At 60.8% G+C, this 24,429-nt stretch carries 20 protein-coding genes; 14 read left to right on the forward strand and 6 right to left on the reverse strand.

Features of this window, described 5'->3' with window-relative positions:
* Positions 1-67: 67 nt before the first annotated feature.
* The 5 genes from EJ075_RS00980 (at position 68) to EJ075_RS01000 (ending at position 8,009) form a co-directional block, all read left to right on the forward strand.
* Positions 68-835, forward strand: coding sequence for a protein phosphatase 2C domain-containing protein (locus tag EJ075_RS00980; protein ID WP_126103018.1), 768 nt, complete (start codon positions 68-70; stop codon positions 833-835).
* Between the two features lie 5 nt (positions 836-840).
* Positions 841-3,297 carry a serine/threonine-protein kinase gene (locus EJ075_RS00985; RefSeq protein WP_126103019.1) on the forward strand — a complete coding sequence of 819 codons (2,457 nt, stop codon included), beginning with the start codon at positions 841-843 and terminating at the stop codon, positions 3,295-3,297.
* Positions 3,298-3,308: 11 nt separating this feature from the next.
* On the forward strand, positions 3,309-3,815 hold the full coding sequence (locus EJ075_RS00990; RefSeq protein ID WP_206072974.1) for a DUF1036 domain-containing protein: 507 nt from the start codon (positions 3,309-3,311) through the stop codon (positions 3,813-3,815).
* The gene (locus tag EJ075_RS00995) at positions 3,812-6,145 is read left to right on the forward strand and encodes a M23 family metallopeptidase (RefSeq protein WP_126107193.1); all 2,334 of its coding nucleotides are present in this window, start codon (positions 3,812-3,814) and stop codon (positions 6,143-6,145) included. The genes EJ075_RS00990 and EJ075_RS00995 overlap by 4 nt, the downstream gene beginning before the upstream one ends.
* A gap of 301 nt (positions 6,146-6,446) precedes the next feature.
* Complete coding sequence (locus EJ075_RS01000; RefSeq protein ID WP_245458072.1) at positions 6,447-8,009, forward strand: caspase family protein; 1,563 nt, start codon at positions 6,447-6,449, stop codon at positions 8,007-8,009.
* Between the two features lie 52 nt (positions 8,010-8,061).
* Here EJ075_RS01000 and EJ075_RS01005 read toward each other — a convergent pair whose 3' ends face one another.
* Entirely contained in the window at positions 8,062-8,592 is a 531-nt protein-coding gene (locus tag EJ075_RS01005; RefSeq protein ID WP_126103021.1) for an OmpA family protein, read from the reverse strand.
* 193 nt (positions 8,593-8,785) lie between these two features.
* Between EJ075_RS01005 and EJ075_RS01010 the strand changes: the two genes are divergently transcribed.
* On the forward strand, positions 8,786-9,358 hold the full coding sequence (locus tag EJ075_RS01010) for a hypothetical protein (RefSeq protein ID WP_095486610.1): 573 nt from the start codon (positions 8,786-8,788) through the stop codon (positions 9,356-9,358).
* 508 nt (positions 9,359-9,866) lie between these two features.
* Here the strand turns inward: EJ075_RS01010 and EJ075_RS01020 are convergent.
* Both EJ075_RS01020 and EJ075_RS01030 read right to left on the reverse strand, forming a co-directional pair.
* Complete coding sequence (locus EJ075_RS01020) at positions 9,867-12,542, reverse strand: caspase family protein (protein WP_245458073.1); 2,676 nt, start codon at positions 12,540-12,542, stop codon at positions 9,867-9,869.
* An 864-nt stretch (positions 12,543-13,406) separates the two neighbouring features.
* Positions 13,407-13,625, reverse strand: a complete 219-nt coding sequence (locus tag EJ075_RS01030; RefSeq protein ID WP_095486404.1) for a hypothetical protein — start codon at positions 13,623-13,625, stop codon at positions 13,407-13,409.
* A gap of 450 nt (positions 13,626-14,075) precedes the next feature.
* Between EJ075_RS01030 and EJ075_RS01035 the strand changes: the two genes are divergently transcribed.
* Together EJ075_RS01035 and EJ075_RS01040 are read left to right on the forward strand one after the other, a co-directional pair.
* On the forward strand, positions 14,076-14,309 hold the full coding sequence (locus tag EJ075_RS01035) for a hypothetical protein (protein ID WP_095486403.1): 234 nt from the start codon (positions 14,076-14,078) through the stop codon (positions 14,307-14,309).
* 5 nt (positions 14,310-14,314) lie between these two features.
* Positions 14,315-14,710: a GFA family protein gene (locus EJ075_RS01040; protein ID WP_126103022.1), complete on the forward strand. Its 396-nt coding sequence runs from the start codon at positions 14,315-14,317 to the stop codon at positions 14,708-14,710.
* 18 nt (positions 14,711-14,728) lie between these two features.
* Here the strand turns inward: EJ075_RS01040 and EJ075_RS01045 are convergent, their stop codons facing one another.
* Positions 14,729-15,088 carry a response regulator gene (locus EJ075_RS01045; protein ID WP_095486401.1) on the reverse strand — a complete coding sequence of 120 codons (360 nt, stop codon included), beginning with the start codon at positions 15,086-15,088 and terminating at the stop codon, positions 14,729-14,731.
* Positions 15,085-18,186: a CheR family methyltransferase gene (locus EJ075_RS01050; RefSeq protein ID WP_206072973.1), complete on the reverse strand. Its 3,102-nt coding sequence runs from the start codon at positions 18,184-18,186 to the stop codon at positions 15,085-15,087. The genes EJ075_RS01045 and EJ075_RS01050 overlap by 4 nt, the downstream gene beginning before the upstream one ends.
* Before the next feature lie 161 nt (positions 18,187-18,347).
* Between EJ075_RS01050 and EJ075_RS01055 the strand changes: the two genes are divergently transcribed.
* Both EJ075_RS01055 and EJ075_RS01060 read left to right on the forward strand, forming a co-directional pair.
* Positions 18,348-18,545 (forward strand): hypothetical protein, encoded by a 198-nt coding sequence (locus tag EJ075_RS01055; RefSeq protein WP_126103023.1) that lies wholly within the window; start codon positions 18,348-18,350, stop codon positions 18,543-18,545.
* Between the two features lies 1 nt (position 18,546).
* Positions 18,547-19,143, forward strand: coding sequence for a response regulator (locus tag EJ075_RS01060; protein ID WP_164547008.1), 597 nt, complete (start codon positions 18,547-18,549; stop codon positions 19,141-19,143).
* Between the two features lie 186 nt (positions 19,144-19,329).
* On the opposite strand, the gene EJ075_RS01065 is transcribed toward EJ075_RS01060, so the two are convergent.
* Entirely contained in the window at positions 19,330-19,602 is a 273-nt protein-coding gene (locus EJ075_RS01065; protein ID WP_095486399.1) for a hypothetical protein, read from the reverse strand.
* A gap of 277 nt (positions 19,603-19,879) precedes the next feature.
* Between EJ075_RS01065 and EJ075_RS01070 the strand changes: the two genes are divergently transcribed.
* From EJ075_RS01070 to EJ075_RS01085, 4 genes are read left to right on the forward strand one after another with little or no spacing between them, the layout of a single operon-like run.
* Complete coding sequence (locus tag EJ075_RS01070; protein WP_095486398.1) at positions 19,880-20,986, forward strand: NAD-dependent epimerase/dehydratase family protein; 1,107 nt, start codon at positions 19,880-19,882, stop codon at positions 20,984-20,986.
* Positions 20,983-22,053, forward strand: a complete 1,071-nt coding sequence (locus EJ075_RS01075) for an NAD-dependent epimerase/dehydratase family protein (RefSeq protein WP_126103025.1) — start codon at positions 20,983-20,985, stop codon at positions 22,051-22,053. Before EJ075_RS01070 ends, EJ075_RS01075 begins: the two co-directional genes overlap by 4 nt.
* The gene (locus EJ075_RS01080) at positions 22,050-23,342 is read left to right on the forward strand and encodes a TIGR04295 family B12-binding domain-containing radical SAM protein (RefSeq protein ID WP_126103026.1); all 1,293 of its coding nucleotides are present in this window, start codon (positions 22,050-22,052) and stop codon (positions 23,340-23,342) included. Before EJ075_RS01075 ends, EJ075_RS01080 begins: the two co-directional genes overlap by 4 nt.
* Positions 23,343-23,365: 23 nt before the next feature.
* Positions 23,366-24,427 (forward strand): glycosyltransferase family 4 protein, encoded by a 1,062-nt coding sequence (locus EJ075_RS01085; RefSeq protein ID WP_164547009.1) that lies wholly within the window; start codon positions 23,366-23,368, stop codon positions 24,425-24,427.
* The last annotated feature ends 2 nt before the right edge of the window (positions 24,428-24,429 follow it).

Below are 24,429 nucleotides of genomic sequence, written 5' to 3' on the forward strand. Positions count from 1 at the left end.
CAAACTGGCGCGAGCGAGCGCCTGACAGTGCGCCGCAGAGGACGCCTGAGAAGCGCTTGGTGGCAAATTGAACAATGTCGCCCTTCCCTTTGAAAGCTTCGGCGTTAGCCACAGAGGCTGTGTCCGTGAGCTCAATGAAGACAGCTATCTGGTCGAGCCCGAAACGGGCCTGTGGGTGGTGGCCGATGGAATGGGTGGACATGATGCCGGGGAAGTCGCTTCGGCCAGCATCGTCGATCATCTGGCAACGATCGGCATTGCAAGCTCGGCACCGGATCTTCGCGCGCGCTTCGAGGACAGGCTGAGCCGGGCCAACGCCGAAATCCGCAGGATATCGGAATCTCGCGGAATAACCATTGGCTCCACCGTCGCCGCCTTGCTGGCGATGGGTGGGCGGTTTGCCTGCCTGTGGGCGGGCGACAGCCGCGTCTATCTGATCCGCAACGCCTCGATCTCGCAGATTTCGAAGGACCACACCGAAGTCCAGGAACTTCTCGACAGGGGCATGATCAGCGCAGCCGAAGCGCTCACCTGGCCGCGCCGCAATGTTATCACGCATGCGGTCGGTGTCAGCGACGAGATCGTCATTGACTTCCAGCAAGGCGAAATCATGCCCGGGGACATATTTGTGTTGAGCACCGACGGGCTGACAGCGCATGTCACAGACGCCGAGATCGAGGCAGCGGCGGTGTCGGCGACACCTCAGGCGGCATGCGAAAACCTACTGCAAACGGTGCTGGCGCGCGGGGGGACAGACAATGTCACCATCGTGCTCGTGAAGATCGGAGACGGGCGCAGTTGGACCCATCCTGATCCGTCCAGAGCGGAAGGTTGAGGCTGATGAGCGCCGACGACAAGACGCGGATATCGCCTAACGTGGCCAACACAGCCGTAGGCACGCAACTCAGCGGCATCTATGAACTAGACGAGCGGATCGCATTCGGTGGCATGGGCGAAGTTTATCGTGGCCACAACATCCAGACCGGCGACCACGTCGCGATCAAGATCGTCTTGCCCGAGTTCGCCCGTGATCAGACGATCCTGTCCCTGTTCCGCAAGGAAGCGTCGATCCTCAATCACCTGTCGCACGACGCAGTCGTTCGGTATCACGTCTTCACGATCGATCCCGGCATCGGTCGCCCCTACCTCGCTATGGAATTCGTCGACGGCCAATCGCTGTTCGATGTTATGCGACGTGGCCCGATGCCGACGGAAGACGTGCGCAAGCTCTGCCATCGTCTGGCTTCCGGCTTGAGCGCCGTGCACCAGGCGGGAGCAATACACCGCGACCTCTCCCCGGATAACATCATCCTGCCAGGAGGCCGGGTCGAACGCGCAAAGATCATCGATTTTGGCATCGCGCGATCGGCGACCGTCGGCGGCGAGACCCTGATCGGCGGAAAATTCGCGGGAAAGTACAACTACGTTTCTCCCGAACAACTCGGGCTCTACAGTGGCGATGTCAGCGAGCAATCCGACATCTACAGCCTGGGGTTGGTGCTGGCTGCTGCTTTACGCGGCAAACCGATCGACATGGGCGGCTCCCAGTTCGAGATCGTGGAAAAACGCCGAACTGTCCCGGACCTATCCGACATCGACGCCGATTTTCGTGGAATTGTTGAAGCCATGCTGCTGCCGGATCCACAAGACCGGCCGATCAGCATGGCGGACATCGCCAGGATGACACGCGACGACACGGATGAGGAGACAACGCCGCCAGCGTCGATCACACCCCGAGACCGGACGGGTTTGCCGCGAAGGAGGGGAACCGTCGCGCCTGGCCCCAAGCTCCAAAGTCAGCCTCCGGCGGCTCCCGGCGAGCGGGTCTTCGTTCCGCATGTCCGGCCGGCGCATCTGTCCGAACCGAGGCCTTCGGCAGTTGCCGGTCCTCCTCGGGCGGTTTTGCCTAATGTCCCTGGAAAGTCCGCCAAGACCCGATCCATCGCGATCGCTGCCTTGGCGACGTTAGCTGTAGCGTCCGGTGCAGGCATTTATCTGACTGGCTTGATGACGCCTTCCACACCGACCGCCGCCGATACATCGCTTTTGGCACCAAAAGTTCCGGCCCCATCGGAAGAAGCTGCGAATCCGCCGGGCGATGAGCCGGCAAAAGTAGCTCCACCTCAGCAGTCGCAAACCGAGGCCGCTGCGCCGCCAACTGAAAATCAAGCAGATACCGCAGCGGATCAAATGCCGGAGCCGACACAGCACGCCGAAGTCCCCTCGCCAACCGAGGAAACCTTGGAGCCGTCGGCAGCCGACACGCGGCCGTCAGCTGAAAATCAGACAGATGCCGCAGCGCATCAAAGGTTGGAGCCGACACGGCCCGCCGAAGTCCCCTCACCAACCGAGGAAACCCTGGAGCCGTCGGCAGCCGAGGCACAAGCGACAGCCGAAAAGCCACCGCCGGCAATTCAGCCGGACACCGTGATCAGCGACAGCCAGCAAGCGGCTCCGCCGCTAGCCCAGATCGCGCCAGTGCCGCTGGCCGAGAAAGCCTCGCCGCCCCCCGCGGTCCAGCCCGACGTGATGGAGAGCCGGAAGCCCGAGCAACCGGCCAACCAGCCGGCCGAGTCCAAGGCGGCCGCGCGGGTGCCCGAATCCACCGTCGCCTTGAACGTCCCGAAACCGGAACTAGGACGACCGCCGAAAAATGTCCTCGCCAACGCTGCGCAACGGGTCTCCTGGGTGCGCGACTTCAACGGCGGCGACTGTTTCTATGCGACGGTGACATCGGCAACCGAAACCGCCGTCGAGATCGAAGGATTGGGCACTGGGGTCCCGCCATTCGAGCAAATGATGTCCGATTTCCAGGCGAGATTCCATGTCGAACCGGACATCAGCGTCCGCCTCATTGAACCGGCTCAATGCGAAGTCACCAACTTTCTGCGCTTTCTGGACCAGATGGCGGCTGACAAGCCGCAGCTTGTTCTCGATCGGACGAGGGTGCCGAGCGGTTCGCCGATCGGCGGCACGCTGGTGACGCATGGCGGCCTCATTTCCAGCGTGCTGCTGATCGACCACAGGGGCATGGCATTCAGCCTCGACGATCGTATCTTGGCGCAAGCGGACAAGGCCACCTTCAACATTCCGATCGATCTCGGCGCAGCCGACAAGGCGGCCGGCAAGGTCGTGCCGCAGATCATAATGGTCATCACCGGTCCACAGGATATCCAGGCTGCGGCGTTCTCCGCGCCAACACCAGCCGCGCTGCTGTTGCCCAAGATTCTCGAAGAGATCGAGACTAACCGATCTGAGTTCTCCGCGACTGCAAAGTACTTCCGGCTCGGCGGGTAGCATGGACGCCGATGGACCTCCGCCGCTCGCGTTTTTCCTTCCTGACCGCTGTCCCGCCCAACAATCAGCGTGACTGGCTTCGCGGCCTGCTTGCCCTGAGAAGCCGTACCAAACTCACGGTCGTGTCGGGGGCGATATTGCTTGCTGTCCTGTCGTCCCACGAAGCGCGCGCCGAATTCACCGTCTGCAATCAGACGCTCGACGTCGTCAATCTCGCCGTCGGCCAAAAGGTCGACAATGCGGACCAGACCGACGGCTGGTGGACCATCGGTGCAAATCAGTGCGTGAACGTCATCCGCGAGGAGCTCACGAACCGCTACATTTACATCTATGCGACGGACGTCTTTGGTCATGCGACCCTGACCGGGTCGACCGAAATGTGCATCGACCGGCGGCGCTTCTCGATACGCGGCATCGATGAATGCTGGCAGCGCGGCCATATCGCCGCACGATTTCTCGAAGTCGATACGCTCGAACAGGTGCGGTGGACCTTTTTCCTGACCGGAAGCAATCCGTGACGCACAGTATCGACACAAGTTTCAGGTTGAAAAGGCAGGCGCGCGCCGCCCTGCGCAGACGCAGGCTCTGGCGCAGACTCCTTGCCGGCCTTGCTGTGATTGTCCTGTTGTCGATCGCTGCCGGCTTCTATCTCACCGCGGACCATTGGTCGTTCGGCGATGAAGACGAGGAGTTGCACGCGGTCGAGGGAACCGACGATGTGCCAGCCGATGCATCGGTCTATGTGCCTGCCATCATCGATCTCGCAGGCGATCCGATGTGGATCACCCTTGCGCCCGACACCGGCGCCGCCACAAAAAGCCAAGTGATCCCGCGCCCCGCAGAACTCGATCAGGCTGGAGTTTCTCCCCAGATTGAAATTCTGTCCGACGTGATGCTTAGCGCCAGCGAAAAATTCATGACAACGATACCCTCCACGCAAGAAGATTTCGCATTCTTCCAGGCACAGCGACAGACTGCGGCGGCGCCATCCAACGATCTGCAAAACGACCTTCAGCCACCGCCCGTTCTAAACGAGGCTCCGGTTGCTTCGGACCCGCAGGTGGACGCCGATGACCCCGAAGCAGGTTGGGGCGAAACAATCGATGCAGGCGAGGCAGCCCTTCCCGCGTTCCAGAAAACCCAGATCGAAAACAACACAAGCGTTGCAAATGTCACCAGCGAATATCAGCGATATGAGGCTACCGAGGACACGTTCGTAAAGATTCTCAACGACCGCAGCTTGGACAGCGTTGCCCTGGATGCACATTTCTCCGCCGAGGACGCCAAGCTGGCAGGCGAAGCCTTGAAGGCGCTTTTCAATCGGGAAAGCCTTGAGCCAGGTCATGTCGTCGCGATGCGCGGTTTCAGGCCGACGCGCGAGACGACAACCATGTCCCTCATGCAGGTTTCGATCTACGCCAAGAACGTATTTGTCGGTACGCTGACGCGCAATGCCGCTGGTGCGTTTGTGTCTGGTGTCGACCCCTGGGTCCGCGAAGATCTGTTCAACTACTCGGGCGCACAGGCACAAGGCACCCACAAAAGGCAATACCGACTACTCGACGCAATCTACTCGACAGCAGCACGCAATAAAGTCCCCACCGGCGTGATCGGAGAAGCGATCATGTACCTCTCGAGAGGACAGGATCTGGATGCCTTCGCCAGCGAAGACCAGCGTCTGGTCCTGATCTATTCGCAAAGGCCGCGTGGCAAGGAAGAGACGGCCGGACGGGTGCTATATGTTGGCGTCCAAGGCAACGAAAAAAGCCTCGACTGTTTCGTGTTCCAGCAGACCGATGGCCAGTTTGCATGCGTTAGCGGCGACGATCAGGTTCGCTCGCTGACAGTCACCAACGGCATGGTCACCCCGGTCAACGGGGTCATGACGTCCACCTTCGGCCCACGCAAGCACCCGATCCTCGGCACTGTTCGCATCCACAAGGGTGTGGATTGGGCGGCGCCTCTGGGTACGCCTATTGCAGCCGCCTTCGACGGCGAAATCGTCTTTCAAGGCGATGGCGGAGGTTACGGCAATCTGGTGAAGATTTCGCACGGAAGCGCGCGCGAGACGCGCTATGCGCATATGCAGAAATTCGCGGTCAAGGGCGGTGTCGGCGCGAAGGTGAAGGCAGGCGATATCATTGGTTACATCGGCACGACTGGTCTTTCGACTGGGCCGCACCTGCATTTCGAACTCTATCGCAATGGCGAGGCGATCAATCCCTTGGGTACGGTTACGGCAATCGCGACGGACGCTTCTGCTGTCGAAACACTGACCGACCGTATCGTTCAAGTCGAAAGTGGCGGCAGCGCCCGCGCCAAGAATCCAAATTCTTCGGCAACCGGCGCCGGTCAGTTCATAACGAAGACCTGGATCAGGATGATGAACACCTATCGCCCCGAACTTGCGCGGACACTGTCAACCGCCGACCTGCTCGCTCTGCGTTTCGACGCCACCATCTCGCGCGAGATGGTCAGCAATCTTGCGCGCGAGGGCGAAGCCTATCTTCGCGCGCGCGGCCACCAGATCACAGCCGGCCGGCTCTATCTCTGTCATTTCCTGGGAATGGAAGGCGCCCATCAAGTGTTGTCGTCGCCGGGTTCGGCGCAATTGAGCGCGGTGCTCGGGTCGGCCGTCATTCAAGCCAATCGGTTCCTCACTGGCAAGACTGCCAGCTATGTCGTGGGCTGGGCCGAAAGGAAAATGGGCAGGAAGCTGAGCCCGGCGACGACCGAGGTGAGTCAACAGACAACGACAACGACGGAAGTCCGGCAGACATCGCCGGAGTTCGAAAAGTACAAGCAGGCGATCACAGCCCTCCTAAGCCCGACGCAGAATACCCTTTGAACCTGCTTCTCGCGGCGTGCGAGTTCGCCGTTAGACCATTGGTGTTCCTGTTGCCAAGTGTTACTATGGCCAACTTTTTTAGGGCCCTTTGTGAACCAAAACTGTGGTCGAGATCACATACGCCCAAGAGCCATTTGGCAGATTATGTCGCTGATGAATTTAGCATGCGCAGACATCAATAGTGCGCCCATGCGGGGCGGAGGGCTGGTCGATGAAAGCATTTGCCGTCTTTCTGAGCGGGTTTATCCTGTTTATCATCGCGTCGCTTGGCGCCGAGGCTGCTGCGCCTGATGCCAAACGCGTGGCGCTGGTCATCGGCAACAGCAAATACGTGCATGCCGTTGCATTGCCCAATCCCGCCAACGATGCGCATCTCATCGCTTCCACGCTACGCAATGCCGGCTTCCAAGTGATCGAGGGGGTCGATCAAGACAATGCAGGCATGCACGGCCTCATCAGCCGGTTTACTGAGCAATCCTACGACGCCGACCTCGCCGTCATTTTTTATGCCGGGCACGGCATGCAGGTCGACGGCAGGAATTTTCTGATTCCGGTAGACGCCGAGCTGACATCGCCCGCTTATCTCAAGACCCGCACAATCCAGATCGATGACTTCATGGCGGCGTTACCGCCCGAGCCGGCGATCGGCGTCATTATCCTCGATGCCTGCCGCGACAATCCACTGGCAAGGACGCTGGCCGCCTCTATGCCGAAGAGCCGTTCCGCCTCGTTTGGCTCCGGTCTGGCGCCGATCGACGCAAAATCGGACGGCGTTGGAACCGGCGGAATCCTGATTGCGTATGCAACCGATCCAGGCGCCATCGCTTTCGACGGCAACGGTGTCAACAGTCCTTACTCCACTGCACTCGCCAGGCACCTGACTGAACCCGGCGTTGAAATCCAGAGCGCGCTGACGCGTGTGCGCGGCCAGGTGACCGAAACGACACAAGGTCGCCAGAGACCTTGGCACAACGCATCACTGGGACGCGAGGTCTTCCTGGGACAGTCCGTAGCGGAAGCGGCGCCTGCCACAAAACCTGTCGCTGGCGCATCCGGCACCGCAGCGACACCGGCTCCTGCCCCGGTGACCAGTGAGCCTCCTTCCTGGGAGGTGGAGCAGCGTCTGTGGGATGAAGCTTCCAAGCGCAATACCATTCCGTTCTACGAAGCCTATCTCGAACAGTTTCCAAATGGCCGCTTCGCCACGGTGGCACGGCTGAACATCGATCAGTTGAACGAACCGAAAGCCGAAGATCGGCAGATTGCGGCAATCGATGAGGACGAGGCGAACGCAAATTCCGGCTCAGCCGTTCGCACCTCGGTTGGCGTTTCGGATGAGGTGAAGCAGGCCCCGGGCACCGAGTTGACGGAAAGTGCGATCGGTCTTGATCGCCAGGGCCGTATCGATTTGCAGTTGCGCATCGAAGCCTTGGGCAACGAGCTTGGCCGCATCGATGGAAACATAGGTCCAAAGACCCGGCAGGCGATCGGCATCTGGCAAGCGAAGAATGGTCTACCGCAGACCAATTTTTTGACACGCGAGCAACTGACGTTCCTGGTGATCCAGACGGATCCAATGATGGAGTCGGTGCGCGCCAGATACGCTGCCGATCAGGCTCGTGCAGCACAGCCGAAAAAACAGGTGCAGCAGGTCCGCACACAAAAGCCGGTGGCACAGAAGACCCGCACAAAAAAGTCGGTGGTGGCAAAGATGCCCCGCAAGCAGCAGGTCGTTCAGAAGAGGCGCAACCGCGAGGTGGTTCGACAGGACAACCCACCGCCGCCGGACAACAACGACTTCCTGACCAAGGCGCTGATTTTCGGCACCGGTGTGGCTGTGGGCGGCGTGCTCAACAACAACTGACGAGCCAGCGTTTCAAGTCTGTCGACGTGAGCCGTGCCTTGGCGTACCAGCCCTACTCAGTCCTTATCCGCATCTCCACCCGGCGGTTTACCGGATCGTATGGGTTGGGATTGCGCGGGTTCGTTTCGCCCAAGCCTGTCGCTTTGATGCGGGCAGCGTCGATGCCGTTAGAGGTCAGGAAGGTTGTTACCGATCGGGCTCTTCGTTCCGACAGTCCCTCGTTGTAGTGAGCCGAGCCGGACGCATCGGTGTAACCTTCAACAACGAAGTCGAGGGCGCTCAGTCGGCTGTCCTTTAGCGCCTTGGCGAACTCGTCGAGTTCAGCACGCGCAGTCGCGTCGAGTTCGGCAGAATCCAGGCCGAAATTGATCAGCATATCGAGGCTGGTTTTTTCGGCCGGCGCTTCTTTCTTCTTGCCCTTGCACTCGTCTTCGGTGCCGACGCAGATTCCACGCGCCGGGCCGAACTCGCTCGCCCCGGAAAAAAACTTCACGATGTCTTCTGACTTCTGAAGTGGATCAGCGGAAGCGTGGGTCGAAAAAAGCGTGACCGTCAACACGAAGGCTAAACTGCCCAACTGCATAACGGTTACTCCTGTCTTGAACATCCGATTTTTTCGGCTGTGGAGTATACCAAATTCCGAAGCGATTGTCTGTCAATAAACGTCAAGCATACGGGGAGTGGACGGCATTTGCATCTTGCTACGGACTGAGACTTGACCCGCACCCTGTCCAGGGCTTCAGTGTCGATTATTCCCCGATAAAAGCGTGGCGGCCATGGCCAATGAGCTTCGATTCAAAACGGCACGGGACCTTTTCATGGCCTACCCCGCTGTTGCCAGGGACATGGTGGCACGTCCGACCGAACAACCTTCAATCGAATTTTGCCGCGCCCTCCTTGCCGGGCGCGTGCCCGAGGAGGCGATTACGTTCTGTGCCTATCTCCTTCCCGAGCGGGCTGCGGTGTGGTGGGCCCATGAGTGCCTGAGCCATCTCACCGTTCTGCTCGACCACAGGGATCAGGAGTTGCTCGCGCTTGTTCGTGACTGGGTCAGCGAACCGGATAGCCCTCACCATCGCCCGGAAGTGAGCAAGGCTGCGGCGATGCCGCCAACAACGCCGGCTGCCTGGATTGCCCTGGCTGCAGGACGGCATGGCAACGGTTCAGCTATGGAGGCGCCAGCGCTATCGGCCTTGCCGACAGCCGCCCGCGCTGTGAGTGCGGGGGTTCTGGCCGGACTGGCACGCGTTGCACTGGAGGATCGCTTTTCAGTTCTTTCCGCGTTTGTCGAAATGGGCATTCAGATGGCGGAGACAGAGGCGCTGCGCCAGTCAGCGGATGCGAGTTAGACCGTCGCCCGGATCCGCGAGCGGGATACGTTCAAATTGAGCTGAGCATCCGGATCTATCTGTTTGATTTAGCCGCATTTCTGCGACGCCAAGTGACTCCACTTGGCCGTAAATGCTCTAATTGGCTTACTTGCAGCAGCCATTCAACGCTATCCTCCTCCCCAGCCGCCTCCTCCTCCGCTGCTCCCGCCACTCCCGCCACTCCCCCCACTCCCGCCAGTCCCGCCACCACCTCCCGAAGTCGGGATGATTACGGGAGCAGCCGGCTCGTCCGCGACCGGTTTAACCGCTTTCCTGGCGGCTACCGGTTTGGGAGCCGGGTTGACGACCTTCCGCGGCGCCGGGGCTCTGCGAACGACCTTCGGCGCCGGTGCTGGCGTCGCCACCAGCGGCGTCGGTTGAAGGGGTGGCCAGGATGTGCAGCCCATGACCCCCGCCAAGGCGATGGACAGAGTTATCCCGATTGTTGCCTGCTTCCGATTTCTGCCCACCATTGCCTCCTTGTTGATCAGAACAAATCCCGACGCGGATTGGCTTGTTCCCAGACCGCCCTCGCCACTTTGACCAGTTGCTTGTCGACAGAACCGCTCAACGGAATCTTCGACTTGAGTTCCCCACGCAGTTGCTTCAACGCCGCCGCTTTCGGCTTGGCCCCGAATTTCGCCAACGTCGCGCGGGCGTCAGGCAACTCATTGCGAAAATCGAGCGCTACTGTGAATGCCAGGAAACGCACGGCGACGGCCTGGTCGGCCTGGTCGCCCTTTTGCATCTCGAGAGCCGCGCGATCATAGGCGCCGGACTGGTCGCCGCGCGAGGTTGCCAGTTCAAACAGGCGTTGGGCTTCATCAAGGTTCTGCTCGACGCCAACGCCATCACGGTACATGCGCGCAAGACTGGCCGGCGCATAGGGCTGGCCGAGGTCGATGGCCTTCTGAAAAAGCGCCAGCGCAGCCTTCGGATCCTTCTCGACGCCTCGACCGCTGAGGTAATTGCGACCGAGCAAGTTCATCGAATACATGTCCTGGCGCTGGACACCGGCCTTGAGGAAGGCAACGGCACGGGCCTGATCGGCGGGCACGCCGTTGCGGCCTTCGGTGAAGATCGCGCCGAGATCGTTTATGGCATAGGTGTGCCCCATCGATGCCGCCTTGAGCAGCAGATCCAGCCCCTTGCCGGTGTCGCGCTCGACGCCGTTTCCATGGAACAGGGCACGACCCCATGCCGTCATGCCGTAGGGGTCACCCTTGTCGGATGCCACCGCGTAGAAGGTGTTGGCCTGCTTGCGGTCGACAGCCTGGCCCGTTCCCGTCGCATGGAGGTAGCCGAGCTCGAACACCGCGCGCACGTGCCCCCTGTCGGCGGCCTGCTGGATGGCTTTCCTGGCCTGGTCGACCTTGCCGGCTGCAAGCAGCGCGCGTCCCAGTTCATAACGGAAGCGGGCGACATCGGGATACGCCTTCACCGCAGCCTCGCACAGCTCCACCGCGTCGGCGCCGATTTCATTTGGCAGCAGGCCGGGGACCACGCCTTGAAGGTCGAGAGGTTCGCCGGCAGCCAGGTCGCACGGATCCACGCTCGGCGACAGTTTCATTTTGGCGGGTTTGGATATTGCGCTGTCCGCCCGAATTTCGAAGGCGATCTCGACCGGTGCACTGGCTCCGATCTGGGGTTCATAGCGCAGCCCCTCGACTTCGCCGACCGTCAAGCTCGATTCGGGCGACAGGGTCCGATCCGGCAGGGAGAGCGTTCCCGTTGCCGGATAGTTTGTGACTTTCAGGCTGACCGCCGCATCGTCTGTCGGGACATCCAGGTTCAGAGCAACGGCGCCCACGCCGACCGGAACGTCGACCTCCCGGTTCTCGATCGCCTCGGCCGCACCGGTGACATGAATGCCGCGCTGCAGCACCTGCTGCTTCTGCTCGGCTTCGAGCGAGGCCATCACCTGTTCGCCCTCGGCTCCTTCGCCGCTCTTGACCCGGAACACCAGCATGCCCTTGGCTTCGCCGCCCCAACTGTCGCGTGCGGCGTAGGCCAGCATATCCATCTCTTCCGGCTCGCCAGCTCCCTTGGGAACATCAAACTGCAAACGCGGCAGATCCTTGCCCTGGATCAGTTCTCCCGCCTCGATGACCTTGCCGTCCAGCATCAGGCGTCCCAAGGCGGGTGGTCTTTCGATGCTGACGGTTATTGTCCCGCCGTCGACCTGGACCGGTTCCGGAAGGTCCAGATCGATGGGGCCGGCCCCGGACAGCACGACCTTCTCCAATACCGGCGGCAGTGATGGGCGGCTGCTGCGGCGCATCAGAACGACTTCGTCGATCAGCGAAGAGTTCTCCCAGGGAACCTGCAGGCCTTGGGTAGCCTCAACCACATCCCGGCGGACGGCCGCCATGACCGTGCGGATCTCCTGGTTGGGGGCGAGCGCGCGACGAGAAAACGCCAATGAAAAAGGACTGAGGTCGCCGGCGCCGTCATAGGCAACCGCACCGGGTTCGGTGGCAAAAGCGATCAGCGTGTTCAATGAGCTTCTTACTTGCGCAAGGCCGGTGCCGCTTGCGGTAAGAAGCTGGTCCCTGAGCCAATAGTCCTTGCGAGGGAATGGATTGTTGCGGCAGGCATCGAGGATGATCACCTGGATCTTCGATTTCGAACGCATCTGCTGCAGCACATCGTTCAGCTTGATTGCCTGGACCTCGACGTCCGCCGCATCTTTCAACGAGGCATCGACAGGGATCAGGAAATTTTCGCCGCCGATCTGAAAGCCGTGGCCGGAATAGTAGACGACAGCGATATCGGCGCCATCCACGGCGGCAAGATAGTTACGGAACTGATCTTCAAACTGCAGCTTTGTAAGATTGCTCGCGACGAAAACATCAAAACCAGCCGCCCGAAACGTGTTGGATACGTCCACCACATCTTTGGCCGGGTTCTTGAGGGCCGAGATTTCTTGGTAATCGGAGTTGCCGATTACAAAGGCGACCCTTCGTTCGACGGCAGAAGCCTCGAAGATCACGAAGCTTGCGAGCATCAAGGCCGCAACGAATCCGCAACGTCGAAGCATGGCAAATCCCTTAACCGCTGTTACCCGGCGACCACAACAACCAGCTTGCAGTGTCAGGTCCGTTAGAGAGCATGCTATCTGCCGAGACAGAAAAGAGAGAAAAGCCGTCGCGACAGCGGGCATATTCCTCACGTGATCAAGTTCTAAATTACATCAGAGGCCGAGTGTCCGCAATGATTGTCAGACGCTTTCTCAACCTGGCTATTCGGCCGTGGTCGCTTTGGCCTCCCCGGACCGGGCGCGGCCGGCATTCTGATCTTAGCAGGTTGGGCTGAGTTCTGGTCGGCGATGCCCCGACAAAATAGCTCGTGCTGGGACACCTACATTTTGCCCTAGCGACGAATGTCTACTGCCGCCTGCCAGGCCCGACGGCGGCCCTGCACCCTTCAGTCCACACACCACGCGGCAGAGCGCGCCTGAGTTTTCCACTACTAATGTTGGCCTACCGCTGATTTTTTCTACCTACCATTTCCGAGACTCAATTAGCGTGCGCTTATGGAGCACCGGCACGCCATTCGAAGAATCAAGGATGGGCTTTGGGAAGTCTACGACATAGACGACCACAACGTTGTCTTCTCAGATGGGGTGGCTCTGACAAATTTGCTGGATGAGGACGCGCTCGACGCCCTGGAGTTGCTAAAGAGTGGATTCCTGGTCCCGAGCACCGCTCCCAAGGCCAGTTGACAGTTCCTTGAGGGATACGCTGAGGTCGCACTATCCGCAAGATGAAGCGCTGAAGGCGGATGGCTGACAGGCAAAAGCGTCGCCGGTTGGCGGGCTCCTTCTCCAAAGGGAAAATCAGGCGTCAGCCGAGCGTTCGCTCGTCGAGATCTGCCATCCTATTTCGGTGACCTTGCAGGCGCGGTGCGGAAAGTATGGATCGGACGCGCGGACAAGGAGCCGACACTGCAGGTTCTGAGATCGATTGTTCGAGAGTGACCTCAAGTCCGCATCGAACCGGCGCTGCCTGCGCCCAAAGGATCCCCGTTATTTCTGATCCGGCATCTCGGTATTCTCTTGAGGATTCTTCTTGATGCCCGCTGCAGGCGAGGTATCGGCTGGTGCGTTTCCACCTTGGTTTTGCTCAGGCGCTCTTTTGAGTGGCGAGGTGCGCCAGCCCATATCAGCGTACAGAAAGCCAATGAGAAAGCCGACGATAATGACCGCTGCTATCACCAGCGAAAGTATAGCGTTACGTCGCTCCATGTCCGGCTCCTTCCTGCGAGCCGAACAGCCAGTAGCGAAAATGGTTCCGGCCAGTCAGGTGGAAATCGGCGGTGCTGGACTCATTGCCGTGCACAAGGCTTAATCCTGCGCGGGGATGGCGGGATTGCCGGGGGCGATTATGAGATCACCACAGCAAATGACTGATGGCGGCGAGAGGCCGGCAGATCGTCAGCCGCCGCTTTGGGCCGCCACGTCTGGCGCATAGTTGCCGTGCCATCAAGGCTGCGATTCCTCGCCAGCATCCAATTTAAGATTTACTGTAAGCGTGCGAGCGGTACACCGCTTACCCTGCAGCATACGTTGGCACCGAAGAGGACACCTGAAGCTCCAGGCCGTGGAACTTCGCACCTTGCCGGCGGTTGAGATGTACGAGCTGTGGGCTAAGAACGAAACCATCCGTTCTTTCCGCCGCAGCAGGAAGGAGATCCCATGGCAAACACCACATCGAAGCCGGCAATCCGGCAAGTGAATGCCGACGGCTTGCGGCATCCAAGACGCGATGCCAACGAAACGGACGCGGGAGCGAAACCGCCGACGCCAAAAACCGCGGGAACATCGAAGCCATCGACCGCTCCGCTGGATAATCCGGTGGTGAACCGCAATGCCGGCGGGCCGCGCCAGTCGGGCACCACGCCGCGGCCGACAGACAAACCGCTGGACTGAAGGCGATGGCAGGGGTCGAACGGGACGGCGGTTGTCTGTACGGCGCCGTTCGCTTCAAGGTGAGCGGCCCACCGTTGCGGGTCGGAATTTGCCACTGCCAGGATTGCCGCCGCGCCAGCGGCAGCTTTTTCACGCCGTTTGGCGTCTGGCCCATGTCAGCCTATGAAGGCAGCGGACAAATGAACACGTTCGCCAGACGCAGTTTCTGCCCGCAATGCGGTTCGCACATCGCCTGGCTGCGGGACAACGAGGCCGAGATCATGCTCGGCTCGCTCGATATGGCTCCCAGCGACCTCATTCCCGACTACGAACTGTGGGTACCGCGCCGTGAGAACTGGCTCATGGCATTGCCTTGGGCGGAGCAATTTGCCGGTGATCGCTTTCCGCCCTTCGATCCATGACGAGTCTGCTGAAACAAGCTAGGCCACCCTGACCAATTCAGCCAAGGCGCCCAGAATGGCAGCCTGATCTGCCGGCTTGCGAACAAATTTGAAGTTGGCGAAGGCTGATGGAACATCGCGCGGCCCAAATCCGGTCAGACACGCGAACGGGATGTGGCGGGTTTGCAGTTCTTCTGCGATCGCCAGGCTTGTTTCGCCATGCAGCTGAACATCCAGCAGCGCCACGTCGACATGATTTTCGCCGATAAGACGCAGGGCCGCCGCCACCGAAGGGGCCGGGCCGATCACCTGATGTCCCGAAGCGCGCAGACACGCAGCGATGTCCTCGGCGATGAGCCATTCATCCTCGACCACCAGAACGCGCAGCGGATCGCTCACGGCGTCTCTTTGCCCATCATCGGAAATGTGATCTGGACCTCAAGGCCGTCACGATTGAAGGCGGTCTCGACGTTTCCGCCTAGCCTGTAGCCGATCTCGCCCTGCAACAGGGAAAGCCCGAAGCCGTTTACTTCTGGCTTTCTGACGGGCGGCCCGTTCTTCTCGCGCCAGGCAAGCCTGAAAACGTCGCCGTCTGCCGACCACTTCAGCGCCACCCTGCCCTGCTGCTTCGACAGCGCGCCATATTTGGCGGCGTTGGTTGCCAGCTCATGAATGGCCATGCTGAGGGAAAGGCCCTGTTGCGGGCTAAGTTTCTCTTCAGCGCCGTCAAGCTCGAACCGGTCACTGCCGAAAGGTTCGAGTTCCTGCCGCAGCAGTTCGCTGATCGAGGCTTCTTTCCAGCGCTCCTTCGACAGCAGACCGTAAGCCCGCGACATGGCGTGCAAGCGACCGATCAGCGCTTCGGCGAACTCTTCCTTCGATTCCGAATTTTCGCGGGTGCGGTTGGCGATGCTGGCGACGACCGCCAGCATGTTCTTGACGCGGTGATTCAGCTCCGAAATGAGCACCTGGTTTTGCGTTTCCGCCTCGGCCAAGGTGGTGACGTCGACCAATGTGACCACGACGCCCTGGATTCTATTGTCCTTGTCGCGATACGGATTGATACGAACCATGTGAAACCGGCCCTGGTCGTCACGCGCCAGATGATGTTTCAGGGTCTCTCCGGTTTCGAACACGGCATCGATGTGCTGTTTTAGCTCGGGATAGTCGAGCTGGCTCGAAAGCTCGGTCAGTGGCCGGCCGACGTCGGAGGGACGTAGGCTGAAGAAAGGTGAGGCCGCCGGAGTAAAGGTCCGCACCACCAGATTGCGGTCGAGGAAAATGGTTGCGATCTGCGTGCTCTCGAACAGATTCCGCAAATCGCTGTTGGCGCGATCGAGTTCCTCTATCTTGCTGGTCAGCTCTGAATTGATGGTGTTGAGCTCCTCGTTGAGCGACTGCATCTCCTCCTTCGAAGCCTCAAGCTCCTCGTTGGTCGACTGCGCCTCCTCATTGACGGAGACGAGTTCCTCGTTCGACGATTTCACCTCTTCCAGCGCGGTTTCGTACTCCTCGATCGTCGATTGCAGTCGCTCGCGCGTCTCGCGCAGCTCCCGCTCGAGATCGGCAGCACCTTCGATATCACGGTCTTCGCGCCCCACATCCGACCGCGCCTGTGCTGGCCCGAACGGTTCGAACAGGACAAGATAAAGCTGTTCACGCTTGCCGAGTTCCGCCAGGGGCTCGACAGTGAGTTTGATCGACTGGACCGGTTCGTCGTCCTCATCGACGACGACATTCTCACGCACCACGGTGCGGCGAGTCGCGGCCGCTTCCCGCAAGGCCGCACGCAGGTCGAGCCTCAGCCCGCGGCGAGCCAAAGTCAGCACTTGCCGGCTCGGAATGCCCTGCGGCGCTTCGAGATATCTGCCTGTCCGGGCCGAATAGTAGACGACGTCGCCATCGCCATTGACCAGGACGTGCGGCGGCGCGAAACGCTCCAGCACCTGTGCCTCGACCGCCTGCCGAAGCGGGTAGCCGGCGGTTCCCTTCTTGGACCCCGTGCCTTCGGCCAGGAAGGCGCCCGAACGGGCGTCGCCGATCAGCGTCGGCAGCGTTATATGGGGCGAGGCATGTTCCCGCGCCTGAAAAATGCGCTGCTTCTTGTCGACCGTGGCGAAGAGGTTGTCGTGCTGACCCACGCTTTCGGACGTGCCGAGGAAAAGGTAACCGCCCGGCTTCAGCGCGTAGTGAAAGATCGGAATGACCCGGTTCTGGATGTTCGAGCCGAAATAGATCAGGAGGTTGCGGCATGAAACCATGTCCATGCGCGAAAAGGGCGGGTCGCGGACGACGCTGTGAGGCGAAAAGACGCACAGCTCCCGTACCTCGTTGGTAAGCACATAACTGTCGCCGTCGCTGCTGAAAAAACGCTGCTTGCGTTCGGGCGAGAGCCCCTGCAGCAATGCCGCCGGGTAACGCGCTGCGCGCGCCACCGCGAGCGCCGGCTCATCGATATCAGTCGCAAATATCTGGACGCGCGGCACAACCGAAAGTGTCTCCATGTGTTCGCGCATCAGCATGCCGATGGAGAACACCTCCTCGCCGGTGGCGCAGCCAGGCACCCAGATCCTGACCGCATCGCTGGCAGTCTTGCCCTCGAAAAGCTGCGGTACGATCTTCTCCTCAAGCAGCTTGAAAGCGTCGGGGTCACGGAAAAAATCGGTGACGTTGATCAAAAGATCGCGGAAGAGGTCCGTCACCTCGCGAGGGTCTTTCTTCAGCCATTCGACATAGTCAGCAATTGACTGAAGCTGTGCGATCTGCATGCGCCGTTTTACGCGACGCAGGAATGTCTTGGACTTGTACCCGGAGAAGTCGTGGCCGGAATGACCGCGCAGAATGCCGTAGATTTCCTCGCGCAGCCGACCGATGTCTCCCGTGCCGTGCTCGCCGCCGTCGTCGGCAATCCCGTTCAGCAGATCGAAGCTGCGGGCGAATCCCTCCAGCTTCGCACCGATGCGCTCCGCGGGCGCCGCTATATCGATCAGTCCGCTGGAAATCGCACTTTTCGGCATGTCGGGGTTGCGCGGACCGTAGCCGTTGGGGGCCTGGGCGACCGTCAGTCCGCCGCGTTCCTTGATCGCCTTTGCGCCCAGCGTGCCGTCCGAATCGCCGCCCGACAAAATGACCCCGACCGCATATTCGCCCTGGTCCTCGGCAAGCGCGCTGAAGAAGATGTCGATCGGCTTGCGCTCGCGGTTGAACACGTTCGACGGCCGCAGATGCAGCACCCCCTTCTCGATCGTGAGAACGACGTTTTGCGGCATCACGTAAATGTGGTCGGATAGGACGGTGGTGCCATCCTCTACGACGACAACCGGCAGCCGCGTATAACGCCCGACCACCTCGTGAAGCAGGCTTTCGCGCCCGGGACTGAGATGGGTCACGATGACGAACGCCATGCCGGGCTGGCCGCTGATGCCTTTGAACAGACCCTCCATTGCGGGAATGCCGCCGGCTGACGCGCCGACGCCCACAATGGGAAATCTCTTCATCTGGGATGTCACCGCAAGCCCTCGGTTGAACAGCCTAGACGACAAAGCCGCCAATCGACCCAAAACCCGCAACCGGGCTGAACGCCAGCATACAACGTGCAAGAGGGCCGGAACAAGTCCGTGCAGACGGCGTTAACGTCGGGACTTTTGTGGAAACTTCAATGTCAAAACGCACACCTGACCTAAAGCTGACAAAACAAACGCTGTTGCACTCTTCGGATTTGCTGGGTTTGCCGGGAAACGAATCCATTCCGCCGCGCATGCTGGTTTTGGCCAAACGATTGCAGGCAGCCTTGCAGCAACATTCTGAACAAGCCCCCACTGACAATCGGAAATCTCGCTCGAAGAAAGGTCGATGAGGTGCGCGACCTGCAAGGTTTGCACATCCTGATCGTCGAAGACGATTGGCTATTGGCCGGCGATCTTGCGAGATACTTCGGCAATATGGGCGCGGTCGTCCTCGGCCCTGCGGCGACAGTCGAGCAGGCGTCTACGCATACCGATACGGCTGAGGCCGCGATCCTTGACGTCAATCTCAACGGCCGGCGGGTGTTTCCGATCGCCGACGAACTGATGCGCCGCGGCGTGCCTTTCGTCTTTTTCAGCGGTGACGAGGACATCGTCATTCCGGAACGTCTGCGTCACGCCAGCAATCTTCGAAAATCGTCGGATAGCTACGCAATCTTTGACGCCTTGTTTCCTCCGGAACGATCCGCCTTGGCGGGTCGCCCTCCCGTGAACTTGTCCGACAATGTATTTTCACTTCTGCCGAAGCTCAGGCTCGCGGCGCGTCTGCTTCTTGGCGACGTGGGCGCTTCCGACCGGCTGGTCGAGCGAACGCTGGAGAGCGCCATCGGCGAGATCGACAGAAGGCGGGTCGGCGGGTCGACTGAAGATTGGCTGAACGGTATTATGCGAAGTGTTGCAAGATCGAGCGGAACGAGCCTGTTGCACTGAAGCGCGACCGGCAACGACCGAGGCCGTGATCTCTCTGATTTGTACTGTTGAGTCCGAATAAGACCGCTCCATATTTGACAAACGGCTCCGAAAAAGCATGCAAACACAATGATCTGGAGTGAACCTCTCCATCAAAACGCAAGGTGACCTAAGAGCTACCGAGGGACCATTGACGTAGAAGCCCTATCAGCCGCTCTGGTTACGCTCGATGAACTTGTTGAACCGGCTTGTTTTTCCGCCGCCGGTTTCGTCCTGGTAGAGGAAGGCCAGATCGTTCTGGTCGAAAATCCGGAAGAACTCGTCCCATTCGATGGCTTCGAACTCCTCCTCGGGCTCGCCAAAATCGATCCGCAGGATGCCGCCCTCGCCTCTGGTTCGTACAACCGCAGGTCGGCCACCCCGATCTTGGGCCCACTGGCGGATCTCGTCGTGATTGGTGGTTGTCTTCGATTCAGACATTGAAATCTCCTTTCGATCCTGTGGGCGTCCCGGCCAGGCCTAGCTTGGTGTGCGCGTCTCGCTCGATGACAACTAACTACCTGTCTGCTGCTTCCGATTACGGCCAGATGAGCGCCTAACCCCAAACGAGCTGCAATGTTCCAGCGCAGGCCCAAGGCCTGTTCGCGATGCGTTCACCTCGGTGTGAGGGACCCCAAACCATCTTTGTTGAAGGAGAGGGAACAAACCTTTTGTCAAACAGTTCGGGGCGCCAAGGCCATCTGCACAAGGAGTTGTCGTGGAACGCATACTGGTTACCGGGGGTTGCGGTTTCATCGGCCGCCACGTCGTCCAGGAACTCGTCGAACATGGTTATGCCGTCTGCATTCTCGATGCGCTGCTGGAACAGGTGCACGGCGGCGAGGCGATCAGCCTGCCGGCGGGAGCCGAACTGATCAAGGGCGATGTTCGCGATCGCGACGCTGTCGCCGAGGCGCTCCAGGGCGTCGACGCCGTCATCCATCTGGCGGCCGAGGTCGGCGTCGGCCAGTCCATGTACGAGATCGCCCGCTATGTCGGCGCAAACGACCTCGGCACCGCCACACTGCTTGAAGCACTGATCAAACATCCGGTTGAGCGGATCGTTGTCGCCTCATCGATGAGCGTCTATGGCGAGGGCCTCTACGGCACGCCGGACGGTCGGCGCGTCGACAATGCACGGCGCCAGCCGAGCGACATCAAGAGCGGCCAATGGAACCCGCTGTCGGCGGCGAATGAAAGCCTGTCGCCGCTGCCGACGGACGAGGAAAAGCCGGTCGATCTCGCCTCGATCTATGCGCTGACGAAATATGCCCAGGAGCGCGCCGTGCTGATCTTCGGCGAGGCCTATGGCGTCGACGCAGTGGCGCTGCGCCTGTTCAACGTCTTCGGCGCCGGACAGGCGCTTTCAAACCCGTATACCGGCGTTTTGGCGAACTTCGCCTCACGGCTCGCCAACGGCCAGAGGCCGATGATCTTCGAAGATGGCGAGCAGAAACGGGATTTCGTCCATGTGCGCGACATTGCCCACGCCTTCCGCCTGGCATTGGAACAACGCCAGGCGCGCGGCCACGTCATCAACATCGGCAGCGGGCGTGCCTATGCCATCAGCGAGGTCGCGCGGCTGCTCGCCGACGCAATGGGTGTGCCGGACCGTCAGCCTGAAATCCTAGGCAAAGCGCGTGCCGGCGATATCCGCAACTGCTTCGCCGACATCTCCAAGGCGCGTGAATTGCTTGGATTTGAGCCGCGGCAGCTGTTGGAGCATTCACTCGATGAGTTCGTCGCGTGGGTGCGCAATACGGTCGCCATCGACCGCGGCGCCGACATGAGACGGGAACTCGAAGAGCGGGGACTGGTGTCATGAGACCCGATGGTTTTCGCGAAGCGACGCCGGTTACCATCGTCGGCGGCAGTGGCTTCATCGGTTCGAACCTCGCCGACAGCCTGTTGTCGGATGGAATGCCGGTACTGGTCATCGACAATCTCAGCCGTCCAGGCGTTGAGCAGAATCTGGCTTGGCTGGCCCAGAAGCACGGGAATCAACTTGCCGTGGAAACCGCCGATGTCCGGAATGCGGACGTTCTGGCGCCGCTTGTGGCGCATTCCAGGGCGATATTCCATCTAGCCGCCCAGACCGCCGTCACCACGAGCCTCGTCCAGCCAAGCGAAGATTTCGACATCAATCTTCGCGGGACATTCAACATCCTGGAAGCGGCCCGCCGGAGCGGCAAGCGCATCCCTGTGATCTTCGCCAGCACCAACAAGGTCTATGGCGGCCTGCCCGACGTCGCCGTGCGCGAAGAAGACGACCGGTGCGTGCCCTGCGATGCCGGCATCCGAGCCAACGGCATAGACGAGACCTGCGGCCTCGATTTCTGCACGCCCTATGGTTGCTCCAAAGGCGCGGCGGATCAATATGTGCTCGACTATGCCAAGTCGTACGACCTGCCTACGGCGGTCCTGCGCATGAGCTGCATCTATGGACCGCGCCAGTTCGGCACGGAAGACCAGGGCTGGGTCGCGCATTTTCTGCTCAGCGCGCTTTCCGGCCAGCCGATCACGATCTACGGCAACGGCAAGCAAGTGCGCGACATCCTTCATGTCTCCGATGCGGTTGCGGCCTATCGCGGGGCACTTGCCCGGATCGAGGACATCAGGGGCAAAGCATTCAATCTCGGCGGCGGACCGAACAACGCCGTCAGCCTGCGCATGCTGCTCAAGGAGATCGGCGAACTGACCGGTCGCAAGCTTTTGATCCTCTACGACCGGGAACGTACCGGCGACCAGCCCTTCTTTGTCGCCGATACCCGCAAGATAGAAGCGACGCTCGGCTGGAAAGCGCATGTCTCGTGGCGCGACGGTATCCGTGACCTCGCCGATTGGCTGCAGCATCATCGCCTCGAACCTGAAGCAGCGAGGTACGTGGCATGAAAGTCGCCCTGGTCAATCCGTTCTGGACATATGAGGACAGTATCTATTTCGGCTGCCGCCAGCCGCATCTGCCGCTGGAACTGGGCTACTCGAAAGCCCTGCTGGAGGCCGACGGCCATAAGGTGCTGATGCTGGACGGGCAAATCCAGAAGCTGGACAACGCGGCACTTGCCGATCGCGTCGCCGCCTTCGCACCGGCCATGACCGTCGTCAGCACGGCGCCGACCTATCTGTTCTGGCGTTGCGCGCCGCCCGAGCTGCGCGTGCCTGCCGAATTCCTCAACTGCCTCGCGGGGCGCGGCGGCCGCCCCGTCGCTGTCGGACCGCACGGCTCGGCGACGCCGGCGCCGACGCTGCGCAAGCTCGGTGTCGACGTCGTCGTGCGCGGCGAATGCGAAGAAATCGTCGCGGAACTCGCCCGCCGTGACGATTGGAGCGCGGTGCCCCACACCGCTCATCTCCACGAGGGAAAACTCGTCGGCAATGGCGGCGTCCACGCCAGTTCCTTTGTCGGTCATCCGGCTCTCAAATGGCCGTCCGACTGGATTGCCGCCCATTCGCACCACCATCACCGGTTCGACGACAACCAGGTGGGTTTCGGAGCGGAGGTCGAGGCCTCGCGCGGCTGCCCCTACAATTGCAGCTTCTGCGCCAAGATCGATTTCCGCGACGCCTACCGCCGCAGGAACCACGATGCGGTCATGGCGGAGATCGACCGCCTGATCGGACAGGGCGTCGGCTACATCTACTTCATCGACGAGATCTTCCTGCCGCAGAAGGCACTGCTGGAGGCATTGGTCGACCGCAACGTCAAGTTCGGCGTGCAGACCCGCATCGATCTTTGGAAGCCGGAGCTCCTCGAATTGCTGGGTGCCGCCGGCTGTGTTTCGATCGAGGCCGGCCTCGAAAGCCTGACCGTGGAGGGCCGGGCCATGCTGGCGAAGCGTTGCCGGCTGGGCACCGAGGAACTGGCTGCGCTGCTGGTCAACGCACGACGTCACGTTCCGTTCGTCCAGGCCAATCTGATCGGCGTGGTCGAGGATGATCCCGCTCTGGTCGATCACTGGCGCAAGCACCTCATCGACCGCGGTGTGTGGGCCAATGAACCGGTGCCGCTCTATCCCTACCCCAGTTCGCCCAGCTATCGCGAGATCTGGGGCGAGCCCGACGATCTCGCCTGGGAGCGCGCCCATGAGCATTACCTGGCCTCGTTCCGGACATTCAGCGACATCCAGGAGAAGCGTCCTCGTGCACTGGCCGAGTTGGAGGCTACATGTTGCAGTCACTGATCCGGCGCTCGCGGCGAATCCTGATGACCGTCGACGCTGTCGGCGGTGTCTGGCGCTACGCGCTTGATCTGGCGCGGGAGCTGGCCCACGGCGGCGACAGCATCGTGCTCGCCGGATTAGGCCCGGAGCCGTCCGAGGAGCAGGCGAAGGAGGCGCAGGCTTTCGCGGCCCTGGCGTGGCTCAAGACACCGCCGGACTGGATGACCCGGAATGAGCACGATCTGGAAATGTTGCCGCAGGAACTGCGCGCACTTGTTCGTGATTACGCAATCGACCTCGTCCATGTCAATGCGCCGACGCAGGCCGTGGGACTTGATGTGCCGTGCCCGGTCGTAGCGGTCTCGCATTCATGCGTTGTGACGTGGCTCCACGCCGTCAGGGGACAGACTGTGGACGGCGAATGGGGCTGGCAGAAGGATCGCAACAGACGCGGTTTCGATTGGGCAAATGCGGTAATCGCCCCCAGCCGCAGCCATGCCAACATGCTCGAAGCCTGCTACGGGCCGATCGCCGGCCTGAGCGTTGTCAGCAATGGCACGCGGCAGGGTCCAAAAGCAGAGAGGCGGGAAGCGGTGGTTCTCGCCGCCGCGCGCTGGTGGGATGAAGGAAAGAACGCAGCTACGCTGGACCAAGCGGCATCGCTGACGAAATGGCCGGTCTTCGCTGCCGGGCCGCTGCAGAGCGCCGATGGGCAACGCGCCAATTTCAGCAGCGTCATCCCTCTGGGCTCTGTCTGCCACGATGAGGTGCGTCTGTTGATGGCGCGGGCCGGCATCTTCGTGTCGCCGTCCGTCTACGAACCCTTCGGCCTTGCCGCGCTGGAGGCAGCCACATCGGCTACACCTCTGGTGCTTGCCGACATCCCAACCTATCGCGAATTGTGGGACGGCGTGGCCATGTTCTACGACGCCCACGATCCACGCGATCTCGCCAGATGCATCGATTATCTCTCATACGACGCCCAGTATAGGCGCCGGCTCGGCGAAGCCGCCGCACGCCGGGCGCGCAAGTTTTCACCGGCAAGACAAGCGGCCGCCATGCACGACATCTACGATCGGGCCGCCCTGGCCGTTGCGGAACGCTGATG

The sequence above is a fragment of the Mesorhizobium sp. M6A.T.Cr.TU.016.01.1.1 genome, from assembly GCF_003952585.1.
GTDB classification, from domain to species: Bacteria; Pseudomonadota; Alphaproteobacteria; order Rhizobiales; family Rhizobiaceae; genus Mesorhizobium; species Mesorhizobium mediterraneum.

Coding starts and splice junctions, on each gene's coding strand:
- EJ075_RS00985 (WP_126103019.1), top strand. CDS start 841: ATGAGCGCCGACGACAAGACGCGGATATCGCCTAACGTGGCCAACACA.
- EJ075_RS00990 (WP_206072974.1), top strand. CDS start 3,309: ATGGACCTCCGCCGCTCGCGTTTTTCCTTCCTGACCGCTGTCCCGCCC.
- EJ075_RS01005 (WP_126103021.1), bottom strand. CDS start 8,592: ATGCAGTTGGGCAGTTTAGCCTTCGTGTTGACGGTCACGCTTTTTTCG.
- EJ075_RS01010 (WP_095486610.1), top strand. CDS start 8,786: ATGGCCAATGAGCTTCGATTCAAAACGGCACGGGACCTTTTCATGGCC.
- EJ075_RS01020 (WP_245458073.1), bottom strand. CDS start 12,542: ATGCCCGCTGTCGCGACGGCTTTTCTCTCTTTTCTGTCTCGGCAGATA.
- EJ075_RS01030 (WP_095486404.1), bottom strand. CDS start 13,625: ATGGAGCGACGTAACGCTATACTTTCGCTGGTGATAGCAGCGGTCATT.
- EJ075_RS01035 (WP_095486403.1), top strand. CDS start 14,076: ATGGCAAACACCACATCGAAGCCGGCAATCCGGCAAGTGAATGCCGAC.
- EJ075_RS01040 (WP_126103022.1), top strand. CDS start 14,315: ATGGCAGGGGTCGAACGGGACGGCGGTTGTCTGTACGGCGCCGTTCGC.
- EJ075_RS01050 (WP_206072973.1), bottom strand. CDS start 18,186: ATGAAGAGATTTCCCATTGTGGGCGTCGGCGCGTCAGCCGGCGGCATT.
- EJ075_RS01055 (WP_126103023.1), top strand. CDS start 18,348: ATGTCAAAACGCACACCTGACCTAAAGCTGACAAAACAAACGCTGTTG.
- EJ075_RS01065 (WP_095486399.1), bottom strand. CDS start 19,602: ATGTCTGAATCGAAGACAACCACCAATCACGACGAGATCCGCCAGTGG.
- EJ075_RS01075 (WP_126103025.1), top strand. CDS start 20,983: ATGAGACCCGATGGTTTTCGCGAAGCGACGCCGGTTACCATCGTCGGC.
- EJ075_RS01080 (WP_126103026.1), top strand. CDS start 22,050: ATGAAAGTCGCCCTGGTCAATCCGTTCTGGACATATGAGGACAGTATC.
- EJ075_RS01085 (WP_164547009.1), top strand. CDS start 23,366: ATGACCGTCGACGCTGTCGGCGGTGTCTGGCGCTACGCGCTTGATCTG.